Source organism: Brevundimonas sp. RM1 (assembly GCF_052907225.1).
Genome location: NZ_JBRERY010000005.1, coordinates 52318 through 73673 on the forward strand (window position 1 = coordinate 52318; position 21356 = coordinate 73673).

At 66.9% G+C, this 21356-nt stretch carries 17 protein-coding genes and 1 tRNA gene; 11 read left to right on the forward strand and 7 right to left on the reverse strand.

Translation table 11 applies throughout. The annotated features are described in order from the left end of the window. The first annotated feature begins 14 nt into the window (after positions 1-14). From ACU5AP_RS06935 to ACU5AP_RS06960, 6 genes are all read left to right on the forward strand, one after another. On the forward strand, positions 15-731 hold the full coding sequence (locus ACU5AP_RS06935) for a DUF6683 family protein (protein ID WP_128719897.1): 717 nt from the start codon (positions 15-17) through the stop codon (positions 729-731). 260 nt (positions 732-991) lie between these two features. Further along, the gene (locus tag ACU5AP_RS06940) at positions 992-2020 is read left to right on the forward strand and encodes an Ldh family oxidoreductase (RefSeq protein ID WP_446680994.1); all 1029 of its coding nucleotides are present in this window, start codon (positions 992-994) and stop codon (positions 2018-2020) included. 49 nt (positions 2021-2069) lie between these two features. Then, positions 2070-3509, forward strand: a complete 1440-nt coding sequence (locus ACU5AP_RS06945; protein ID WP_128719899.1) for an aldehyde dehydrogenase family protein — start codon at positions 2070-2072, stop codon at positions 3507-3509. A gap of 73 nt (positions 3510-3582) precedes the next feature. Continuing rightward, positions 3583-4512, forward strand: a complete 930-nt coding sequence (locus ACU5AP_RS06950; protein ID WP_128719900.1) for a dihydrodipicolinate synthase family protein — start codon at positions 3583-3585, stop codon at positions 4510-4512. Between the two features lie 12 nt (positions 4513-4524). Further along, positions 4525-5523: a 4-hydroxyproline epimerase gene (locus ACU5AP_RS06955; RefSeq protein ID WP_128719901.1), complete on the forward strand. Its 999-nt coding sequence runs from the start codon at positions 4525-4527 to the stop codon at positions 5521-5523. A gap of 84 nt (positions 5524-5607) precedes the next feature. Beyond that, complete coding sequence (locus ACU5AP_RS06960; protein ID WP_446680995.1) at positions 5608-6294, forward strand: GntR family transcriptional regulator; 687 nt, start codon at positions 5608-5610, stop codon at positions 6292-6294. A 21-nt stretch (positions 6295-6315) separates the two neighbouring features. Here ACU5AP_RS06960 and ACU5AP_RS06965 read toward each other — a convergent pair whose 3' ends face one another. Together ACU5AP_RS06965 and ACU5AP_RS06970 are read right to left on the reverse strand one after the other, a co-directional pair. Further along, complete coding sequence (locus ACU5AP_RS06965; RefSeq protein WP_128719903.1) at positions 6316-7197, reverse strand: sulfite exporter TauE/SafE family protein; 882 nt, start codon at positions 7195-7197, stop codon at positions 6316-6318. 195 nt (positions 7198-7392) lie between these two features. Then, complete coding sequence (locus ACU5AP_RS06970; protein ID WP_307723779.1) at positions 7393-8031, reverse strand: HAD-IB family hydrolase; 639 nt, start codon at positions 8029-8031, stop codon at positions 7393-7395. Between the two features lie 205 nt (positions 8032-8236). Here ACU5AP_RS06970 and clpX point away from each other — a divergent pair, with 205 nt between their 5' ends. The 4 genes from clpX to ACU5AP_RS06990 all read left to right on the forward strand — a co-directional run bounded on the left by clpX (position 8237) and on the right by ACU5AP_RS06990 (position 12698). Continuing rightward, complete coding sequence (gene clpX, locus ACU5AP_RS06975; protein WP_003164573.1) at positions 8237-9505, forward strand: ATP-dependent Clp protease ATP-binding subunit ClpX; 1269 nt, start codon at positions 8237-8239, stop codon at positions 9503-9505. Positions 9506-9779: 274 nt separating this feature from the next. Then, the gene (gene lon, locus ACU5AP_RS06980; RefSeq protein ID WP_128719905.1) at positions 9780-12179 is read left to right on the forward strand and encodes an endopeptidase La; all 2400 of its coding nucleotides are present in this window, start codon (positions 9780-9782) and stop codon (positions 12177-12179) included. A 120-nt stretch (positions 12180-12299) separates the two neighbouring features. Next, the gene (locus tag ACU5AP_RS06985) at positions 12300-12575 is read left to right on the forward strand and encodes an HU family DNA-binding protein (RefSeq protein WP_128719906.1); all 276 of its coding nucleotides are present in this window, start codon (positions 12300-12302) and stop codon (positions 12573-12575) included. 46 nt (positions 12576-12621) lie between these two features. Continuing rightward, a tRNA-Val gene (locus ACU5AP_RS06990) sits at positions 12622-12698 on the forward strand. A 19-nt stretch (positions 12699-12717) separates the two neighbouring features. Here the strand turns inward: ACU5AP_RS06990 and ACU5AP_RS06995 are convergent. The 3 genes from ACU5AP_RS06995 to gltX form a co-directional block, all read right to left on the reverse strand. Next, complete coding sequence (locus ACU5AP_RS06995; protein WP_003164576.1) at positions 12718-13107, reverse strand: cupin domain-containing protein; 390 nt, start codon at positions 13105-13107, stop codon at positions 12718-12720. 139 nt (positions 13108-13246) lie between these two features. Continuing rightward, complete coding sequence (gene gltA, locus ACU5AP_RS07000) at positions 13247-14548, reverse strand: citrate synthase (RefSeq protein WP_003164577.1); 1302 nt, start codon at positions 14546-14548, stop codon at positions 13247-13249. A 67-nt stretch (positions 14549-14615) separates the two neighbouring features. After that, complete coding sequence (gltX, locus tag ACU5AP_RS07005; RefSeq protein WP_128719907.1) at positions 14616-16031, reverse strand: glutamate--tRNA ligase; 1416 nt, start codon at positions 16029-16031, stop codon at positions 14616-14618. A 118-nt stretch (positions 16032-16149) separates the two neighbouring features. On the opposite strand from gltX, the gene ACU5AP_RS07010 reads away from it, so the two are divergent. Next, complete coding sequence (locus ACU5AP_RS07010) at positions 16150-18180, forward strand: ComEC/Rec2 family competence protein (protein WP_223850707.1); 2031 nt, start codon at positions 16150-16152, stop codon at positions 18178-18180. Positions 18181-18332: 152 nt separating this feature from the next. Here ACU5AP_RS07010 and lexA read toward each other — a convergent pair whose 3' ends face one another. Both lexA and ACU5AP_RS07020 read right to left on the reverse strand, forming a co-directional pair. Beyond that, entirely contained in the window at positions 18333-19037 is a 705-nt protein-coding gene (gene lexA / locus ACU5AP_RS07015; protein ID WP_003164579.1) for a transcriptional repressor LexA, read from the reverse strand. Positions 19038-19158: 121 nt separating this feature from the next. After that, positions 19159-21255: a S9 family peptidase gene (locus tag ACU5AP_RS07020; protein WP_128719909.1), complete on the reverse strand. Its 2097-nt coding sequence runs from the start codon at positions 21253-21255 to the stop codon at positions 19159-19161. Positions 21256-21356: the final 101 nt, after the last annotated feature.

Below are 21356 nucleotides of genomic sequence, written 5' to 3' on the forward strand. Positions count from 1 at the left end.
TTAGGATGCTTGCTATGAAGTATTTGGCGGTCATGGGGGTCATGGCTTGCGCGGCGGCAAGCGCGCCGATGGCTCGCGCCCAGGACTACGCCTTTCAAGGCTTTGCGACCACGGACGCAATGAACCAGATGCACGCCGCCATGCGTGACAATATGACGGAGCCGTCCTCTGAGTCGCGACCGCCTAAGCGCAGCCGTGTCGCGGCGGTTACGACCTATCGCTCGACGCCGGCTGTATCGACGCGCGTTCAGTCTCAGTTTGCTGACTTCATCGAACGCACGGCAGGGCGCGAAGCCGCTGAACGGACGCGTTCAGCTTTTCAGAGCGGCGACCCGATCGCCAGTTGGGCGGGCATCGTGCGTGAGGATGGCCTGCGTACTGGTGATCTGGCCGACGCCATGGCGGCCTATTGGATTCTCAATTGGATCACGGCCAATCAGGGCGACAACAACCGGACCCAGGCGCTGGCCGTTCGCGATCAGGTGCGCGGGGTCATCGGCGGGTCGCCCGCCGTGGCGCGACTGGGCGATGCGGGGCGTCAGGAGATGGCCGAGGTGCTGATGCTGAACTTCCTGGTGCAGCAAGCGACTTATGTGGATGCGATGCAGCGGGGCGATCAGGCGATGATGCGGCGTCTGGGCGATGCGGCTGTTGCGCGGTTCCGTAACGAGATGGGTGTTGATCTGCGTCGATTGCAGTTGACCGACGCGGGCCTGGTGTCTGCCTCTTGAAAGGGGCAGGGCGAGAGCCCGAAGGCCAAACCTTCAACTGAACCGCCAGCGACGCCGCCTGTAGGCGCGCGGGTTTTCGGCGTCGCAGGTTTGGCGGGCGCCGGTCTGATCGCTTTGGCGCTGTGGGCCATGGGACGGCGGCGAGGCCGGCAATAACATGAGCGAACTCTCCTAGGCGTCGGTCGACGTGAACTGATCGCACTTGATGTTTTCCGCGTATCCCGGCAACTTCGTATACGATTTTGCGTCGGGAGAGTGATGTGAGCGTGTTTGAGGCTCAGGAGACGGTGGCCCTGTCGATTGACGAGGTGTTCGCCCTGTCGCGGCGGGTGCTGACGGGGGCGGGGCTGTCGGTTCCGCACGCCGAGGCGGTGGCCCGCGCCATCACGGCGGGCGAGCGGGACGAGTGCGCCTCGCACGGGCTTTATCGGCTGCCGGGATGTGTCATGACGATCCGCTCGGGCAAGCTGTCGCTGGATGCGGAGCCTGTGGTCGAGGATGCGTCGCCGGCTCTGGTGCGGGCCGATGCGCGTCATGGCTATTCCCTGTTGGCGTTCGAGCGGGCGGCGCCGTTGTTGGCGCAGAAGGCCAAGGCCGTCGGGGTGGCGGCGCTGGTCATCAACAACTGCTTCCATTTTTCCGCCCTGTGGCCCGAGATCGAGCAACTGACGGAAATGGGCGTGGCGGCGCTGGCCATGACGCCCAGCCATTCATGGGTGGCGCCGGCGGGCGGCAGGAAAGGGCTGCTGGGCACCAATCCGATCGCCTTCGGCTGGCCGCGTCCGGGGCCGTATCCTTACGTCTTCGACTTCGCCACCAGCGCCATCGCGCGAGGGGATATGGCGTTGCACGACATCGCCGGAAAGCCGATTCCCGAGGGCTGGGGGGTGGACGCCGAGGGGCGGCCGACGACGAATGCCCGCGCGGCGCTGGACGGCGCCATGCTGACCTTCGGCGGACACAAGGGCTCGGCCCTGTCGACCATGATCGAGCTGATGGCAGGGCCGCTGATCGGCGACCTGACCAGCCGCGAGTCGATGGCCTTTGACGACGGCGCCAAGGCGGCGCCCATGCATGGCGAGCTGATTCTGGCCTTTGATCCGGCCATCATGGGCGGGGGCGACGCCGAGGCGAACGCCGCACGGGCCGAGGCCCTGTTCGCCGCCTTCGCCGATCAGGGCGCGCGGTTGCCGTCGCAGCGTCGCTATAAAGCGCGGGCGCGCAGCCTCAAGCATGGGGTGCGCACGCCCAAGGTGCTCTATGATCAGATTCAGGCCCTGGGCTTCTGACTTCTTTCCTATCTTCTGACGATACCGACGCACGGACGAAAGATACGCCATGACTGCGACCATCGAACTGAGCCACTGGATCAACGGCGAGCGCCGGGGGGCGGGAACGGTCGAGAGCCTGAACCCGTCCGACACGCGTGAGGTCGTGGCCCTGGCGCCCGAAGGCGGGGCGGCCGAGGTCGATGAGGCGGTGGCGGCGGCCTCGGCCGCGTTTGACGGCTGGGCGGGCGCCTCGCCCGAGGTGCGGTCGGACGTGCTGGACCGGGCCGGGACGCTGCTGATGGAGCGGCGCGAGGCGGTCGGCCGCCTGCTGTCGCGCGAAGAAGGCAAGACCCTGGCCGAGGGCATCGGCGAGACGGCGCGCGCCGCTCGCATCCTGAAGTATTTCGCCGGAGAGGCCCTGCGCCTGCACGGGCAGAACCTGGCCTCGACCCGGCCGGGGGTGGAGGTGCAGACCTATCGCCAGCCGGTCGGAGTGTTCGGCCTGATCACGCCGTGGAACTTTCCCATCGCCATTCCTGCGTGGAAGGCGGCGCCCGCGCTGGCCTTCGGCAATACGGTGGTGATCAAGCCTGCCAGTCATACGCCCGCGACGGCGGAAGCTCTGGTCGCCATCCTGCATGAGGCGGGTCTGCCCAAGGGCGTGCTGAATCTGGTCATCGGCGGCGGCCGGGTGGGGCAGGCCATCGTCGACCATAAAGATGTGGCGGGCGTCAGCTTCACCGGGTCGCAAGGAGTCGGCGCGGGCGTCGCCGCCGGGGCCGCCGCGCGTCAGGCGCGGGTGCAGCTGGAGATGGGCGGTAAGAACCCGCTGATCGTGCTGGACGACGCCGATCTGGACCGGGCGGTGAACATCGCGCTGGACGGCAGCTTCTTTGCGACGGGGCAGCGCTGCACGGCCTCCAGCCGACTGATCGTGCAGGATGGAATCCACGACCGCTTTGTGGCGGCGCTGGCCGAGAAGGTCGCCGCATTGCGCGTCGGTAATGCCCTCGATCCCGACACCCAGGTCGGTCCGGCGGTCAGCGAGGCGCAGCGCGAGACCTCCTATCGCTATATCGACATCGCCGCGTCGGAGGGCGGGCGCGTCGTCGCGGGCGGCGGTCGCCTGAACCGCCAGGCGCCCGGCTGGTACGTCGAACCGACCCTGATAGCCGACACGGACCCTGCCATGCGCATCAACAATGAAGAGGTGTTCGGCCCGGTCGCCTCGACCATCCGGGTCAAGGACTATGAAGAGGCGCTGGCCGTCGCCAACGGCGTCGAGTTCGGCCTGTCGGCGGGCATCGTCACCCAGTCGCTGAAGCACGCGCGCGATTTCCAGCGCCGCGCCAAGGCCGGCATGACCATGGTCAATCTGGCCACGGCGGGCGTCGACTATCACGTGCCGTTCGGCGGCACGAAGGCCTCGTCCTACGGCCCGCGCGAGCAGGGCTTTGCGGCGGCCGATTTCTTCACCCTGACCAAGACCAGTTACAGCGCCGGATAGGCGAACTTCGCTTGACTTCGCTCCAGATCAGATATCGTATACGAAACTAAATCTGTTTGAGGAGGCGTATCTTATGGCTGGGGCGAAGTTGGACTGGACCGGGGTGATCCCGGCGGCGACCACGCAATTCGATGAGGGACTGGCGGTCGATCTGGACGCCACCCAGACGGTGCTGGACGGCCTGATCAAGGACGGTGTCGACGCCATCATCGTCATGGGCACGGTCGGCGAGAACAACTCGCTGGAGCCCGAGGAAAAGCGCGCCGTGCTGAAGGCGGCGGTCGAGGCCGCCGACGGCCGCGTGCCGATCATCACCGGGGTCAGCGAACTGACCACGGCGCGGGCCGAACGCTACGCCAAGGACGCCGAGGATATCGGCGTGGACGCCCTGATGGTGCTGCCCGCCATGGTCTATGTGCCGACCCAGGCGGAGCTGGAGGCCCACTTCCGCGCCGTGGCGGCGGCCAGCGGCCTGCCCAACATGCTCTACAACAACCCGCTGATGTATCGTCAGACGCTGAACAACGACGACCTGCGTCGTCTGTCGGACGTGCCGAACATCGTGGCCCTGAAGGAAAGCGCCCCGGACTCGCGACGCATCACCGACATCTTCAACGAACTGGGCGACCGTTACGCGGTCATGGTCGGTCTGGACGATGTGGCGCTGGAAGGCATGATCCTGGGCGCCAAGGGCTGGGTGTCGGGCCTGACCAACGCCTTCCCCGAAGAGTCCGTGGCTCTGGTCAGGGCGGTCAAGGACGGCGACATCGCCCGCGCGCTGGAGATCTATCGCTGGTTCATGCCGCTGCTCCACCTGGATTCGGTTTCAGATCTGGTCCAGTCGATCAAGCTGTCCGAGACGATCATGGGACGGGGGACCGAGCGGGTCCGCATGCCGCGCATGCCGCTGGCGGGCGCGCGCCGGGCCGAGGTCATCGCCATGGTCGAGAAGGCGGCGGAAACGCGCCCGATCGGCTCGGGCAAGGCCGTGAAGATCGTCTGATCGGGACACTGAATGCGCGACGTCTTCTTCTGCATTGACGGTCATACCGCCGGCAACCCGGTGCGCCTGGTCGCCGGCGGCGCGCCCCTGTTGTCAGGGGCCAGCATGGCCGAGCGGCGGCTGGATTTCCTCAGCCGCTACGACTGGATCCGCACCTCGCTGTGCTTCGAGCCGCGTGGCCATGACATGATGAGCGGCGGCTTCCTGTATCCGCCCACCCTGCCGGACGCGGACGCGGGCATACTGTTCATCGAGACCAGCGGCTGCCTGCCCATGTGCGGCCATGGGACGATCGGCATGATCACCTTTGGCATCGAGCACGGCCTGATCCGGCCGCGCACGCCGGGGCGGCTGAAGGTCGAGGTTCCGGCGGGCGTTCTGGACATCGCCTATGAGACCGAGGGCGACCGCGTGACCTCGGTGCGCATCCGCAACGTCCCGGCCTATCTGGCGGCGGAGGGCATAGAGATCGACGTTCCGGGCCTTGGCCCGTTGACGGTCGATGTCTCCTACGGCGGCAACTACTACGCCATCGTCGAGCCGCAGGGCGCCTATGCCGGGCTGGACGATCTCGGCGCCAGCCGCATCATCGAACTGAGCGGTCTGGTGCGCGAACGGGTGCGGGCGGCCTTCCATCCGGTTCACCCGGACGAACCCTCGATCAATGGCGTCAGCCACGTCCTGTGGGCCGACAGGCCAAAGGGGCGGGGCGCGGACGGCCGCAACGCCGTCTTCTATGGCGACAAGGCCATCGACCGCAGTCCCTGCGGCACCGGCACCTCGGCGCGGCTGGCCCATCTGCACGCCAAGGGGCGGCTGAAGGTCGGCGACGCCTTCGTCCACGAAAGCTATATTGGCAGCCGTTTCATCGGCCGGGTCGAAGCCGAGACGACGGTGGGCGAGCACAAGGCGATCGTGCCTTCGATCGAGGGCTCGGCCATCGCCACGGGCTTCAACACCATCTGGGTGGATCGTCGCGATCCCTTCTGGGCGGGCTTTCAGGTGGTGTGATGCATTCCGCATCGTAATTGCGGCCAGCGCGCGTTATGGCTGGGTCGGGCGACCGGCCCAGCCTTTTCGACCTGATGAACCTGCATGGCCGCATCCCCGCTTGAAGTCCGCACCCTGTCCGACCGCCTGATGGAGGTGGTGCGCGACATGATCCTGTCCGGCGCGATCGCCCCCGACGTGGCGATCCGGCAGGACGCGCTGGCGGCTGAACTGAACGTCTCCAAGATTCCTCTGCGTGAGGCCCTGGTGCGGCTGGAGCAGGACGGTCTGGTGGTTTCGCACGCCAACCGGGGCTTCTTCGTGCGCGGTATGAGCGCCGCAGAGGCCGAGGAAATCTACGAACTGCGCCTGAAACTGGAGCCGGACGCGGCGGCCCAGGCCTGTCTCGTCGCCGACGACGCCCAGCGCGCGACGGCCCAGCGTGTGCTGGCCGAACTGAACGCCGCCGCAGCCGCCCAACTGCCTAGCGTCGGGCCGCTGAATCGCGCCTTCCACATGGCCCTGGCGCAGCCGGGCCAACGGGTGCTGACGGCCGAGATCACGGCGCGCCTGCATGTCATGGCGGACCGCTATGCCCGCAAGCACCTGGAGCACAAGGGCCGACATCTGACGGCCGAGGCGGAGCACCTGGAGATCCTGCACGCATGGGTGGCTCGCGACGCTGACGCCGTGCGCCGCCTGGCTAGCGCGCATCTGGAGCACACCCTGCGCGACCTGCGCGAGGAGTTCGAACTCGAAGCGGCCGAGGCGGAACGCAAGCGCGCCTCCTGACCGAGGGGGCCGGTCGGAGGCTCAGGTCTCCTTAATGTGTGCTGCGGCGGGACGCGCTGATTTCAGGGCGGTCGTCAGCAGGCTGGCGGCGGCGTAGAGGACCACCACCACCACGCCCCAGCGCAGCACCGTCAGCGGCAGGGAGGTGATGACGAAGGCGGCCAGCAGCACGGCTGGTATGCCGCCGATCGCCATGCCCAGCACCAGGCGCAGGTCGATGCGCTCGCTTCTGATGAAACGCAGGCTCGACACCGGCATCAGGAAGGCGCAGGCGCCCATCATGATGGGAAAGGCCGCCGTCGGGTTCATCCCCATCAGGCTGAGCATGATCAGGGACGGCGCATAGAGGCCGATGCCGAAGCTCATCAGCGCCCCCATGACCAGGTGGGCGAGGACGGCGACGATGAACAGGTTTCCCTCCAGCGAAACCGCCTCGCCGCCCGCCGGCATCAGGTTTAGATTGGTCATGGCGTAGAGGGCGGCGGCGATCAGCAGGGCCGCGCCGACCACCATCTGCACCGCGCGCGCCGGCAGGCGCAGCACGATGGGCGCGCCGATCACGGCGCCCAGGATCGAGGCGCCGATACAGGCGATCAGCAGCACCGGATCGACCTGGATCAGCTTCATGAAGACCAGACCCTGCATCACCGTGGGCAGGCAGTGGCCCGCGTTCAGCACGGCGGGCAGGAAGGTGTCAGGCACCAGCTTGCGGAACCGCAGCCAGGCCGTCGTCGGCGCGAAGGAGCCGATGCCCAGGGCGTCGAAGAAGTTGGCGACGGCGCCGATGGCCACGCCCTCGGCCTTGGGCCTGAGTTCGCCGCGCGCCCTGGCGGTGCGGACCAGTTGTAGGGCGTAATAGGCGGCCAGCAGCGCCAGCGCCGTCAGCAGAACGGCTACGATCATGTTTTCCCTCCCCCGAGGTCTCGCCGTCCTTGCCGGACGGTCTGAACCGAAGAAAAACACGGCTAAAAATCAGATACAATATACGCAAACGTTTTTGGCGCTGCTTGGCCCGGCCCCCGGCGCGTCGGGCATCCTGATGGTCGGGCTGTGGCCGAGGCTGGGGGCTGAGCGCGCGCCAGCTTCCTTAAGCTGTGGTCAGGGGCGGGCGGTGAAGACGCGGTAGCCCTTCTCCTCGGCCGCCGCGATCATCTGGGCGTCGCCCGAGGTGTCGCCATAGGCGGCGGCCAGCTCCATGTCCGACCCGTAGATGGCGCGCAGGCGGTGCATCTTCTCTTCGCCCCGGCAATTGCCGCCGACGAAGGTTCCCAGCACGCGATTCTGCTCGTCAAAGGCCAGGCGGGTGCCGATCAGGTTCTCGGCGCCCAGCCTACGGGCGAAGGGAGCGACGGTGGTTTCGGGCGAGGCGGTGACGATGACGCGGTGGGCGCCGCGACGGCCCCAGTCCTCCCATGTCGCCAGGGCGTCGGGGCGCATGAAGCGCGGCCAGATCTCGGCGGCGAAGCGTTCGGCCTCAGCCTCCAGGGCCTTGCGGTCTGCGTCCATCAGGAACTCGCGCACCGAGGCGACCTTGATCCGGCCCCGGTCGCGGTCGCCCAGATAGGCGAAGACGGCGGGGATCAGGCGCGTCAGGCCCTGGACCCAGCGCAGGGGCCCGGCGCGCCATTTCAGGAAGCTGGTGAAGCTGTCGCGAATCGTCAGGGTGCCGTCGAAGTCGAAGGCGACGATGGCCTGGCCGGGGGCGGGGGACTGGTGAAAGGCTTTTTCGCTTCCCATGTCAGACATTAGCCGTGATCCCCATATTATCTGTCCTGTCCGTTCCCCGAAGCGCGCTGCGGCGCCGCAACGGGGTTGTGGCGGAACGTGTGATGGGTGATTGTCATTTTTTGAAGACCTTCGATGATAGATTCCCTGGATCGATCGTGAAGGAAGCGCTTTTCGTCCCAATGTCGGGGCGGATTGCGGATAGTGAGAAGGGTCTATGACCAAAGCCGCCGGCACAGACGCCAAAAGCACGCTCTACTGCTCGTTCTGCGGCAAGAGCCAGCACGAAGTCCGCAAACTGATCGCCGGACCGACCGTCTTCATCTGCGATGAATGCGTCGAACTGTGCATGGACATCATCCGCGAAGAGCACAAGATCGCCTTCAAGACCTCCAAGGACGGCGTGCCCACGCCCAAGGAGATCCGTGACGTCCTCGACGATTATGTGATCGGCCAGAGCCACGCCAAGAAGGTGCTGAGCGTCGCCGTCCACAACCACTACAAGCGCCTGAACCACGCGACGAAGAACAACGACGTCGAACTGGCCAAGTCGAACATCATGCTGATCGGGCCGACCGGCTCGGGCAAGACGCTGCTGGCCCAGACGCTGGCGCGCATCATCGACGTGCCGTTCACCATGGCCGACGCCACCACCCTGACCGAAGCCGGTTATGTCGGTGAAGACGTCGAGAACATCATCCTGAAGTTGCTTCAGGCGTCGGACTACAATGTCGAGCGGGCCCAGCGCGGCATCGTCTACATCGACGAAATCGACAAAATCTCGCGCAAGTCGGACAACCCGTCGATCACCCGCGACGTGTCGGGCGAGGGCGTGCAGCAGGCCCTGCTGAAGATCATGGAAGGCACCGTCGCCTCCGTGCCTCCGCAAGGCGGCCGCAAGCATCCGCAGCAGGAGTTCCTGCAGGTCGACACCGCCAACATCCTGTTCATCGTCGGCGGCGCCTTCGCCGGCCTGGAGAAGGTGATCTCGGCGCGCGGCGAGGGGGCCTCGATCGGCTTCGGCGCCAAGGTCAAGGAGATCGACGAGCGCCGCACCGGCGAAATCCTCAAGCAGGTCGAGCCTGACGACCTGATGCGCTTCGGCCTGATCCCCGAGTTCATCGGTCGTCTGCCGGTCCTGGCGACGCTGGAGGATCTGGACGAGGTCGCTCTGATCAAGATCCTGACCGAGCCGAAGAACGCCCTGGTCAAGCAGTACAAGCGCCTGTTCGAGATGGAGAACGTGACGCTGACCTTCACCGACGACGCCCTGTCGGCGGTGGCCAAGAAGGCGATCACCCGCAAGACCGGCGCCCGCGGCCTGCGCTCCATTCTGGAAGGCGTGCTGCTGGAGACCATGTTCGAACTGCCCACCTATGAGGGCGTCGAGGAAGTCGTGGTCAACGCCGAGGTGATCGACGGCAAGGCCCAGCCGCTGCTGATCTATTCGGAAACCAAGAAGAAGACGGCCGACGGCGCCGCCTGACGCTGAGGTCCGATCCAAACGAAAAGGGGCGGCTCGCCACGGGCCGCCCCTTCATCGTTTCAGAGACGCCCTAGGCGTCGGCTGAAATCACACGCTTTTTCACGCTTCTGTGGGCCGCCGCCCCGTTACGCTTGAACCGCGTCCAGACAGAACCACATACTCACACGAAAGCCGCTTAAAAATAGCGGGTCGAGTCGAGACGAGGCGGCAGTCACGCCAAGTCGGATCGGTTCGGCGGGTCTGAGATTCACGAAGGCCCCGGAAAGTACGCATCATGACCGAGAGCAAAATCCTCCCTGTCCTGCCGCTGAGAGACATCGTCGTCTTTCCGCACATGGTCGTGCCCCTGTTCGTCGGGCGCGAGAAGTCCGTGCGCGCCCTCGACGAGATCATGAAGGGCGAGAAGCAGATCCTGCTCGCCACCCAGAAGAACTCTGTCGATGACGATCCGGCGACGGACGCCATCTATTCGACGGGCGTGCTGGCGACGGTGCTGCAGTTGCTGAAGCTGCCGGACGGCACCGTGAAGGTGCTGGTCGAAGGCAAGTCGCGCGCGCGCCTGACCCGCTTCACCGACCGTGAGGACTATTACGAAGCCGAAGCCGTCGAGATCGACGACGAGGCCGGCGATCCGTCGCAGAGCGAAGCCCTGCTGCGCGCCGTGATCGAGCAGTTCGAAAACTATGTGAAGCTGAACAAGAAGGTTCCGCCCGAGGCCCTCAGCGCCATCCCCCAGATCACCGACCCGTCCAAGCTGGCGGACTCGGTCGCCGCCCATCTGTCGGTCAAGATCGCCGACAAGCAGGCCCTGCTCGAAACCGTGGTCATCCCGACCCGGCTGGAGAAGGTCTATGGCCTGATGGAAGGCGAGATCAGCGTCCTGCAGGTCGAGAAGAAGATCCGCAGCCGTGTGAAGCGGCAGATGGAGAAGACCCAGCGCGAGTACTATCTGAACGAGCAGATGAAAGCGATCCAGCGCGAGCTGGGCGAGACCGACGACGCGCGCGACGAACTGCTGGAGCTGGAAAAGCGCATCAAGAAGACGCGCCTGTCCAAGGAGGCCCGCATCAAGGCTGAGGCGGAGCTGAAGAAGCTGCGCAACATGTCGCCGATGTCGGCGGAATCGACCGTGGTGCGCAACTATCTCGACTGGCTGCTGTCGATCCCGTGGTCCAAGACCAAGCCCAAGCCCATCGACCTGCAGAAGGCCGAGGACATCCTCGAAGAGGATCACTACGGCCTGGAGAAGGTCAAGGAACGGATCATCGAGTATCTGGCCGTGCAGGCGCGCACCGGCAGCCTGAAGGGGCCGATCCTGTGCCTGGTCGGCCCTCCGGGCGTCGGCAAGACCTCGCTGGCTCAGTCCATCGCCAAGGCGACGGGGCGTGAATACGTCCGCATGTCGCTGGGCGGCGTGCGTGATGAGGCCGAGATTCGCGGCCACCGCCGGACCTACATCGGCTCCATGCCCGGCAAGATCATCCAGTCGATGAAGAAGGCCAAGACCACCAACGCCTTCGTCCTGCTGGACGAGATCGACAAGTTGGGCGCCGACTGGCGCGGCGACCCGTCCTCGGCCCTGCTGGAAGTGCTGGACCCGGCCCAGAACTCGACCTTCGGCGACCACTATCTGGAGGTCGACTACGACCTGTCGCCGGTGATGTTCGTCACCACAGCCAACAGCCTGAACATGCCCCAGCCCCTGCTGGACCGCATGGAGATCATCCGCGTCTCCGGCTACACCGAGGACGAGAAGGTCGAGATCGCCAAGCGCCACGTCTTGCCCAAGCAGCTCAAGGACCACGGCCTGAAGGAAGAGGAGCTGATCGTTCCCGATGAGACGATCCGCGACCTGATCCGCTACTACACGCGCGAAGCGGGCGTCCGTTCGCTGGAACGCGCCCTGGGCGGTCTGGCCCGCAAGGCGGTGCGCGAGATGGCCAAGACCAAGGCGGCCTCAATCACCGTGGATGCGGCCAAGCTGGCCGAATACGCGGGCGTGAAGAAGTTCCGCTACGGCGAGACGGACGCGGAAGATCAGGTCGGCATCGTCACCGGCCTGGCCTGGACCGAGTTCGGCGGCGACATCCTGACCATCGAGGCCCTGAAGATGCCGGGCCGCGGCCGCATGACCGTGACCGGCAACCTGAAGGAGGTCATGAAGGAGTCGATCTCGGCGGCGGCGTCCTACGTCCGCAGCCGCGCCCTCAGCATCGGCGTCAAGCCGCCGGTGTTCGAGAAGACCGACATCCACGTCCACGTTCCCGACGGCGCCACGCCCAAGGACGGCCCCTCGGCTGGCGTGGCCATGACGGTGGCCATGGTGTCGGTTCTGACCGGCATCCCGATCCGCAAGGACATCGCCATGACCGGCGAGATCACCCTGCGCGGCCGGGTCACGGCCATCGGCGGCCTGAAGGAGAAGCTGCTGGCGGCCCTGCGCTCGGGCGTGAAGACCGTTCTGATCCCGCAGGAGAACGAGAAAGACCTCGAGGACGTGCCTGAAAACGTGAAGACCGCCCTCGAGATCGTGCCGATCTCCACCGCGGATGAGGCGCTGAAGTGGGCCCTGACCGGCACGCCGACCCCCGTCGAGTGGGACGAGGCGGCCGAGCCGATGACGCCGACGCCGCCCGCGCCGACGGCGGGCGAGGGGGCCAGCATCAGCCACTGACGCTGGGTCTCTGACCAGATGAAGGACGGCGGTTCGGGGCGACCCGGACCGCCTTCTTTTTGACCCGCCCGCCGACAGAGGCTTAAGTGCGCGCTTCGTTTCGCGAGGGGAGCCGCAGACATGACCAAGACGGAACTGATCGGCCGCATGGCCGAGGCGGCGGGCATCAGCCGCGACCAGGCCAAGCTGGCGCTGGAAGCCTTCACCGATCAGGTGACGGGTTCGCTGGTTCAGGGACGCGACGTGCGCCTGGTCGGCTTCGGCAGCTTCGTCGCCGTGGACCGAAAGGCGGGCGTGGCCCGAAACCCCCAGACCGGCAAGGAGATCGCCCGCCCGGCCTCGCGCACCGCGCGCTTTCGTCCCGGCGAAGGCTTGAAAAGCGCCTTGAACGGCTGACTGTCACAGGGCATGAAGCCTGTCCCGACGATGAGTCGGATGATGTGGGCGGCTAGCTCAGCTGGTCAGAGCATCTCGTTTACACCGAGAGGGTCGGCGGTTCGAACCCGTCGCCGCCTACCACTCCCATTATCTTGAAATCCTATTCCGACGTCGTGCCGTCGAAATGCTCTTCGGCTTCGTCGGCCTTGGTCGGGTGGATCACGTCGTGGCGATGCTCGGGCGGGCCGTACAGGGTGTAGAGCTTCAGCGGCTCGGTCCCCGTGTTGATCAGGTTGTGACGGGCGCCGGCCGGCACGATGATGCCGGACTCGGCTTCTGCCGGGCGTGACAGGCCGTCGATCACGATCTGGCCCTGGCCCTGTTCGATGCGGAAGAACTGGTCGTGGCCCTCGTGGACCTCTTCGCCGATCTCCTCGCCGGGCTGGAGCGTCATCAACACCAGCTGCAGGTGACGGCCGGTGTAGAGCACCCGGCGATAGTCCTCATTGTCGAGCGTCGCGCGTTCGATGTCGTCCAGATAGCCTTGCATGTCGCCTTCCTTGTCGATGATGGGCAGGGGGATACCTTAGCCAGGGTTCATGGCTGCCGCGCGTTGATCTTGCGCAAGAGCCAAGAAAAACGCCGGAGCTTTCGCCCCGGCGTTTCTGCATTCTGCGCTGGGCGACGTCTTAGCCGCGCTGGGCCAGCGGCACGTAATCGCGCTCGGTCGGGCCAGTGTACAGCTGACGCGGGCGACCGATCTTCTGCGACGGATCGGCCATCATTTCCTGCCACTGGGCGATCCAGCCCACGGTGCGCGCCAGGGCGAACAGCACGGTGAACATGGTGGTCGGGAAGCCCATGGCCGACAGGGTGATGCCCGAATAGAAGTCGACGTTCGGGAACAGCTTGCGCGAGGTGAAGTACTCGTCCTGCAGGGCGACGCGTTCCAGTTCCTTGGCGACCTGGAACAGCGGGTCGTTTTCACGGCCCGTGGCGGCCAGCACTTCATAGGCCGACTGCTGCATGACCTTCGCGCGCGGATCGTAGTTCTTGTACACGCGGTGGCCGAAGCCCATCAGCTTGTACTTACGGTCCTTCACGCCCTGAATGAATTCGGGGATGCGGTCCGGGGTGCCGATTTCCTTCAGCATGTTCAGCGCCTCTTCGTTGGCGCCGCCGTGCGACGGGCCCCACAGGCAGGCGATGCCCGCGGCGATACAGGCGAAGGGGTTGGCGCCCGACGAACCGGCCAGGCGGACGGTCGAGGTCGAGGCGTTCTGCTCGTGGTCGGCGTGCAGGATGAAGATGCGGTCCATGGCGCGCACAAGGGCCGGGTCGACGTGATAGTCCTCGGCCGGCACGGCGAAGCACATGCGCAGGAAGTTCTCGGCGTACGACAGGTCGTTGCGCGGCGAGATGAAGGGCTGGCCGATGTGGTACTTGTACGCACGGGCCGCGATCGTCGGCATCTTGGCGATCAGGCGGATGGCCGAGATGTTGCGCTGGACCGGGTCATGGATGTCCAGGCTGTCGTGATAGAAGGCCGACAGGGCGCCGACGGTGCCGACCATGATCGCCATCGGGTGGGCGTCGCGGCGGAAGCCCTCGAAGAAGCGGTCGAACTGGGCGTGCAGCATGGTGTGGCGCGTGACGCTCTGCTCGAACTCTTCGAACTCGGCGGCGTTCGGCAGTTCGCCGTGCAGCAGCAGGTGGCAGACTTCCAGGAAGTTGGACTTGGAGGCCAGCTGGTCGATGGGGTAGCCGCGGTGCAGCAGGACGCCTTCATCGCCGTCGATATAGGTCAGGCCCGATTCGCAGGCCGCCGTGGAGGTGAAGCCGGGATCGAAGGTGAAGGCGCCGGTGCCGCCGTACAGCTTGCGGATGTCGATGACGTCCGGGCCGGTCGAGCCGGAGAGGACGGGAAGCTCAATGGACTTGTCCTGGTAGGACAGGGTCGCCGAGCCGGCGGGTTTCGCTTGTTCAGTCATCTAGGCCCCTTGTTCTTCTTTCGACCGGCGCGCGGGGAGGCGGACGGCCTGAGTTGGTTATGGGTGATCACTTAGTCTGTTGCAGCGCATCATCCAAGCGTCCGAGACTTTCGTCGCGCCCGAGCGCGCAAAGAGTGCGTGCGATATCTGGCGACGCCGAGCCGCCCGTCAAGGCGGCGCGCATGGAAGGCCCGATTTTTCCGAAGCCTACGCCTTCTTCTTCGGCAAAGGCCTTAAGTTCGGCTTCCAGGGCGAAGACGTCCCAGCTCTGGAAAAGACCTAGCCGTTCACGCAGTCGTGAAATTCGCTGGCCGCTTTCGCCCTGCAGCAAACCGGCCGATTTCTCGTTCAACGCGAGCGGACGCGCCTGCAACACGAATGCCGTTTGATCGGCCAGTTCGGGGATGGTCTTGGCGCGATCCTTGACGAAAGGCATGGCCCGCAGAAGCCGTTCCTCGTCGTCCGGCTGCAGCGTGCGGCCGCGCGCCAGATGGGCGTCCAGGGTCAGTTTGGCCAGGCGATCGTCGTCGGCCAGGCGCAGCCAGTGGGCGTTGACGTGGGCCAGCTTGTCGAAGTCGAGGCGGGCGGGGGCCTTGTTGACGCCGGTCAGGTCGAACCAGGCCAGCGCCTGCTCGTCGCTGAACAGTTCGTCATCGCCGTGCGCCCAGCCCAGACGGGCCAGATAGTTGCGCATGGCTTCGGGCAGATAGCCCATGTCGGCGTATTCGTGCACCGCTTGGGCGCCGTGGCGCTTGGACAGCTTGGCGCCGTCCGGGCCGTGGATCAGGGGGATGTGGGCGAAGGTCGGGCGCGTCCAGCCAAGCGCGTCGTAGATCAGGCTCTGGCGGGCGGCGTTGTTCAGATGGTCGTCGCCGCGAATGACGTGGGTCACGCCCATGTCGTGGTCATCCACCACCACGGCCAGATTGTAGGTCGGCGCCCCGTCAGAGCGCAGGATCACCAGGTCGTCCAGCGACGCGGATTCCCAGCGCACGGTTCCCTGCACGGCGTCATCGACCGCGACGGCCTGATCCAGCGGACGACGGAAGCGCACCGTGTGCGGCTTGGCCAGATCGTCGACGCTCGGTTCACGATCGCGCCAGGGCGAGACGAAGTCGCGGCCCTCGGCCTTGGCCTGGTCGCGCAGGGCCGTGGTCTCATCGGCGGTCAGGAAGTCGCGATAGGCGTGGCCGGTCGCCAGCAGTTCATTGACCACGTCGCGATGGCGGTCGGCGCGGGCGAACTGGAAGACCGGCTCTTCGTCGCCGAACAGTTCGAGCCAGGACAGGCCGTCGAAGATGGCCTTCACCGCCTCGTCGGTCGAACGCTCGCGGTCGGTGTCCTCGATGCGGATCAGGAACTTGCCGCCGCGTCCCTTGGCGTACAGCCAGTTGAATAACGCAGTTCTCGCCCCGCCGATATGCAGGTAGCCTGTGGGCGAGGGGGCGAAGCGGGTGACGACGGTCGAGGAAGGGGAGGTCATAGAGGCAGGGTCCATAGGGCAGGGTCTTATACGCCCGCCCGTGGGGAAGCGAACCCTTGTGGCCCGGTTAATTGACAGTCTTTGCGATGACGTGCGGGCGCAGGCGGATCGCTGGCCCTTGTGGTCGTCCGTCTGTTTCGGCGCAGGGTGCGCCGCCTATTTCATGCTGAAGGATGAGCCGGCGACGTGGCCGCTGGCGGCGGCGGCCTTCGTGCTGCTCTGCATATGGATCGTCGGGCGGGCGCGGGGCTTGCCGCGTTGGGGGACTCTGCTTCTGTTGATGCTGGCCTGCTTCGGCGGCGGGCTGGCGGTCGCCAAGCTAAGGGCCGAGGCCGTGGCGGCGCCGATCGCGCCTGCGGACATGAAGCCTACGCAGCTTGAAGGCTGGGTCATGGATGTGGACTCGCCGGGCCAGAGCGGCGCCCGTGTCGTCGTGGCGCCGGTGAAGGTGCGCGGTCTGGCGCCCGAGGCGACGCCCGAGCGATTGCGGGTCACGGTGAAGGGGACGCCGCCGCCGCCCGGCGCTGCGATCCGCGTCTTCGGCATCCTGAATCCGCCGCCGCCGCCCGCTAGCCCCGGCGCCTATGACTTCGGCCGCAACGCCTATTTTCAGGGCATGGGCGGGACGCTGTTCGCCCTGGGACCGACGCGCACCGCCGATCTGGCGCCGCCGCCCTGGCGGGTACGGATGGCGATGAAGGTCAACGCCGTGCGCTACGCCCTGGCCGAACGGATCGTGGCGCGGCTGGGCGAGCGGACCGGCGGGGTGGCGGCGGCCATGACCACGGGGCACGAGACCTGGATCCAGAGCCCGGATCTGGACGCCATGCGAGATTCTGGCCTGGCGCACATTCTGTCGATCTCGGGTCTGCATATGGCGGTCGTCGGGGGCTTCGTCTTCTTCGCGGTGCGCTTGCTGGTCGCGGCCTGGCCGTGGCTGGCGCTGCGCGTGTCGGGCAAGAAGGTCGCGGCGATCGCGGGTCTGATCGCGGTCGGAACCTATCTGGTCATTTCGGGTTCGCCGCCGCCGGCCGAGCGGGCGGCGGTGACGGCCTCCATCGCCTTTCTGGCCGTATTAGCGGACCGGCAGGCGGTGACGATGCGGGCGCTGGCGGCGGCGGCCTTCGTCGTCCTACTCCTGCGGCCCGAGGCCGTGGTGACGCCGGGGTTCCAGATGTCGTTCGCGGCGACGGCGGCCCTCGTCGCCCTGGTCGAGGTCTGGCCGCGCCGTATCCGCGAGTTCGCCGCGCCCTGGCCCATCGTCGCCGTGCAGAGGTTAGGCAGTTGGCTGCTGGCCGCCTGCGCCGCCAGTCTGGTGGCGGGCATGGCGACGGGACCGTTCGCCATGCAGCATTTCAACCGCACGGCCGTCTATGGACTGATCGCCAATCTGGCGACGGCGCCGCTGGCGGACTTCATCATGATGCCCGCCCTGGCGCTGGGCGCGGCGCTGGAGCCGTTGGGCCTGGGCGCGCCCTTCCTGTGGCTGGCGGGCAAGTCGGTGGATGTCATGCTGGCGATAGGGCACTGGGCGGCGGGTCTGCCCGGCGCGGTTCAGGGGATCCCCAGCGCCCCGGCGGCGGCTCTGCCGGTCGCTTTCCTGGGCATACTGTTCATGTGCCTGTGGCGCGGACAGTGGCGCTGGCTGGGCCTGCCGTTCGCGGCGGCGGTGCTGATCTGGCCGCGCCCGGCGCCGCCGGATGTCTGGATCGGCGACGGCGGAGCGAATGCGGCGTATCGGCAGGGGGAGCAGGCGGTCGTGATGCGGCCCGCGGTGCGCCAGTTCGCCAGCGACCTGTGGTCCCGGCGGCGGGGGCTGGAGGCGGTGGGGCGGCCGGGCGAAGGCTGGACCTGCAAACGCTCCTTCTGCGCGCCGGAGGGCGAGGAAGGCGTGCTGGCGCTGTGGTGGGGCAAGGCGTCGCCTAGCGAGGCGCAGATGGATCAGATGTGCCGCAGCGCCGGGGTGGTCAGCGTACGGGCCGTGGTCGCGGTCCTGCCGTCGTCATGCGAGGGGCGGCTGGTGCTGGACGGCGCGGATCATGCGCGCGGCGGCTCGGTGGAGTTGTGGCGCGATGAGGCCGGCGGCTGGCGCGCTCTGTGGGCGGCGGAAGTGCGGGGACGGCGGCCGTGGAGCGGGGCTCACCCCTAGCCGCTCATCCCGGCGGACGCCGGGATCCAGTCAGAGCCGCACGTGCTGTCGTTGGTCAGAGGAGGCTAGATTACAGGCAAACTTCCAGACGACCCGCTTGAAGCCAAAGCACTGGATCCCGGCGTCCGCCGGGACGAGCGGGGATGGGGGCCTCAGTGATAGCGGCGCAGCAGGCCGACCAGCTTGCCTTGAACCTCGACCTGATCGGGGCCGAAGATGCGGGTCTCATAGGCGCTGTTGGCGGGCTCGAGCGCGATGGATTGGCCCTTCTTGCGCAGGCGCTTCAGCGTGGCTTCCTCGCCTTCGACCAGGGCGACGACGATCTCGCCCGAGGAGGCGTTCTCCACGCGTTTGATGATGACGGTGTCCCCGTCGAGGATGCCGGCCTCGATCATGGAGTCGCCCTCGATTTCGAGCAGGTAGTGCTCGCCCGCGCCCAGCATGGCTTCGGGGACGGGCAGGCGCTCGCGTTCGTGCTGGATCGCGGCGATGGGGGTGCCGGCGGCGATCTTGCCCAGCAGGGGCAGGTCGCGCACGTCGTTGGCGGCCTCGGCGACGGCGGGGCGAGGGTTCAGGCCGCCGCCCTGGATCACGTCGGGCTTGAAGGGCGCGCGGCCCTTGGCCGGCGCGGCGGTCGTCGCCTGCTCCGGCAGCTTCACCACCTCCAGCGCGCGGGCCCGGTGGGCCAGGCGACGGATGAAGCCGCGTTCCTCCAGCGCCGTGATCAGGCGGTGGATGCCCGACTTGGACGCCAAGTCCAGCGCCTCCTTCATCTCGTCGAAGGACGGCGAAACGCCCGTCTCCCGGATGCGCTCATGAATGAACATCAGGAGTTCGTGCTGTTTCTTCGTGAGCATGGCGCAGAATCCAGAACAAGGCGTGAACCGTTGATGATGTTCTGTAAGTGTTCTGGTTAAAAGTCAACTAACGCCACGCTGAACCCCCGCGCCCGCCGCATGACGGGCGCGGGGACAGGGTCTATTGCGCCGGAGCGGCCGGAGCGCCGTCCTTGTAGCGCGCGAACCATTCGATCATGGCGTTCATGCGGGCGGCGTTCTGGGACGGGCGGACGGCCAGGCTGTGGCCGACGCCGGGGATCTTCACCAGGGCCGTGGGCACGCCGCGCAGTTGCAGGGCGGTGTAGTACTGCTCCGACTCGCTGACGGGTGTGCGATAGTCCTCGTCGCCGACGACGACCATGGTCGGAGTCTTGACGTTGCCGACCAGCGACAGCGGCGACCGGCGCCAGTAGGCTTCCGGGTTCTCCCACGGATATTCGCCGAACCAGTAGCGGGCGAAGAAGGCCGGGTTGTCGGCCGTCAACACGAAGCTGGCCCAGTCGATGACCGGCTTCTGGACGACGGCGGCCTTGAAGCGGTCGGTCTTGCCGACGATCCAGCTGGTCAGCACGCCGCCGCCCGAACCGCCGGTGACGAACAGCCTGTTCGGGTCGGCGATCCCCTGAGCGATGACGGCGTCGACGCTGCTGATCAGGTCGTCATAGTCGTTCGACGGATAGTTGTGGTGGATCAGGTTGGCGAACTCGTCCCCATAGGAGGTCGAGCCGCGCGGGTTGACCGACAGCACCGCATAGCCCGCAGCGGCGAACAACTGGTTGTCGGTGGCGAAGTGGGGGCCGTAGGCGGCGAACGGGCCGCCGTGGATTTCCAGCACCAGCGGATAGCGCTGGCCCTCGACATAGTCGGCCGGCAGGGTCAGCCAGCTTTCGACCGCGCGCTGATCGTGGGAGGAGGCGACCTGGATGCGGCGCACCTCGCCCAGCCGGCGGGCGCTGAGGAAGTCGGCGTTCAGGCGGGTCAGCTGGGTGCTGCGGCCGCCCTTCAGGACGTGGACGTCGGCCGGACGCGTCGGCGTGCCGCGCGTATAGGCGATGGCCCCGTCGTCGGCCACGGTGAAGCCGCCGCCGGTGTAGGGGCGGCCGAAATCGTCGCCGGTCAGATCCTCGATCAGGGTGGTGACGGCGCCGTCCATCGACACGCGGGCGACCTTGGTGCGGCCCTGGTCGTCATAGGCGACATAGATCGAGCGGCCGTCGCGGCTCCACACCGGGGACTGGACCGAGCGGTCGAGGCTCTCGGTCAGGGCGCGGCTGTTCGAGCCGTCGGCGTCCATCACATAGAGACGGGTGTTGTGATAGCCCATCCGCTTGTCGTCATAACCCAGGTAGGCGATGCGGCGGCCGTCGGGCGAGGCGACGGGGGCGTTGTCCGGCCCCGCGCGGCTGGTCAGGGCGGTCAGGCCGCCGGTCTGAACATCCAGGGCGAAGACTTCGCTGTCGGCGGCTTCACGCTGCCAGTCGGGGCGACGGTTGGCGCTGAGGTAGAGGGTGCGGGAATCGGCCGACCAGGACAGGCCGCCGCCGTGGTGGAAGTCGCCGTGCGTCAACTGGCGCGCTCCGCCGCCCTGAGATCCGACGACGAAGACGTGGCGGAAGCCCGGCTTCAGATAGCCCTGGCCGTCGGAGCGGTAGGAGACGCTGTCGATGATTTCCAGCGGCGGCGCCCACTGGGCGCCCTCGGGCTTGGCCAGGGGCGAGCCGATCTTGGGCTTTTCGCCGGGGACCAGGACGGAATAGGCCAATTGCTCGCCGTTGGGCGACCAGCTGACGCTGGACGGGGTGTTGGGCAGGTTGGTGACGCGGACCGATTCACCCGACGCCATCCAGCGCACGAACAACTGGGGCGCGCCGCCCTCGGCGCTGGAGATGTAGGACAGGCGCGTACCATCCGGCGACCAGCGCGGCTGGCGATGTGAACCGGCCGAGGCGACCAGGGGCGAATGACGGCCGGTCTTCACGTCGATCAGCCAGATGGTCGGGCGCATCCGGTCGGTCATGATGTCGGCCGTCTGGCGGACATAGGCGATCTGCCCGCCGTCTGGACTGATCTGGGCGTCGGAGGCGACCTCCATGCCGAACAGGTCTTGCGCGGTGAACAGGCCGCGGTCGGCGGTCGGCAGGCTGGGCGCGGCGGCTGGCTGAACGGCGGTTTGCGCCATCGCGGGCGCGTGGGCGCTGAGGATCAGGGCGCAGGCCGCCCAGGCGAACTTGTTCATATGAAACCCCCTCTGGTTTGGAGGGATCATAGAAAGGCGCGAGGGGGCGGCAAGATAGGGAAAGGGCCGCCGGAACGAATCCGGCGGCCCTTTTTCATTCG

Bases quoted from the DNA above. Each gene is read 5' to 3' on its own strand.
- ACU5AP_RS06935 (WP_128719897.1), top strand. From the start codon at position 15: ATGAAGTATTTGGCGGTCATGGGGGTCATGGCTTGCGCGGCGGCAAGC.
- ACU5AP_RS06945 (WP_128719899.1), top strand. From the start codon at position 2,070: ATGACTGCGACCATCGAACTGAGCCACTGGATCAACGGCGAGCGCCGG.
- ACU5AP_RS06950 (WP_128719900.1), top strand. From the start codon at position 3,583: ATGGCTGGGGCGAAGTTGGACTGGACCGGGGTGATCCCGGCGGCGACC.
- ACU5AP_RS06955 (WP_128719901.1), top strand. From the start codon at position 4,525: ATGCGCGACGTCTTCTTCTGCATTGACGGTCATACCGCCGGCAACCCG.
- ACU5AP_RS06960 (WP_446680995.1), top strand. From the start codon at position 5,608: ATGGCCGCATCCCCGCTTGAAGTCCGCACCCTGTCCGACCGCCTGATG.
- ACU5AP_RS06965 (WP_128719903.1), bottom strand. From the start codon at position 7,197: ATGATCGTAGCCGTTCTGCTGACGGCGCTGGCGCTGCTGGCCGCCTAT.
- ACU5AP_RS06970 (WP_307723779.1), bottom strand. From the start codon at position 8,031: ATGGGAAGCGAAAAAGCCTTTCACCAGTCCCCCGCCCCCGGCCAGGCC.
- clpX (WP_003164573.1), top strand. From the start codon at position 8,237: ATGACCAAAGCCGCCGGCACAGACGCCAAAAGCACGCTCTACTGCTCG.
- lon (WP_128719905.1), top strand. From the start codon at position 9,780: ATGACCGAGAGCAAAATCCTCCCTGTCCTGCCGCTGAGAGACATCGTC.
- ACU5AP_RS06985 (WP_128719906.1), top strand. From the start codon at position 12,300: ATGACCAAGACGGAACTGATCGGCCGCATGGCCGAGGCGGCGGGCATC.
- ACU5AP_RS06995 (WP_003164576.1), bottom strand. From the start codon at position 13,107: ATGCAAGGCTATCTGGACGACATCGAACGCGCGACGCTCGACAATGAG.
- gltA (WP_003164577.1), bottom strand. From the start codon at position 14,548: ATGACTGAACAAGCGAAACCCGCCGGCTCGGCGACCCTGTCCTACCAG.
- gltX (WP_128719907.1), bottom strand. From the start codon at position 16,031: ATGACCTCCCCTTCCTCGACCGTCGTCACCCGCTTCGCCCCCTCGCCC.
- lexA (WP_003164579.1), bottom strand. From the start codon at position 19,037: ATGCTCACGAAGAAACAGCACGAACTCCTGATGTTCATTCATGAGCGC.
- ACU5AP_RS07020 (WP_128719909.1), bottom strand. From the start codon at position 21,255: ATGAACAAGTTCGCCTGGGCGGCCTGCGCCCTGATCCTCAGCGCCCAC.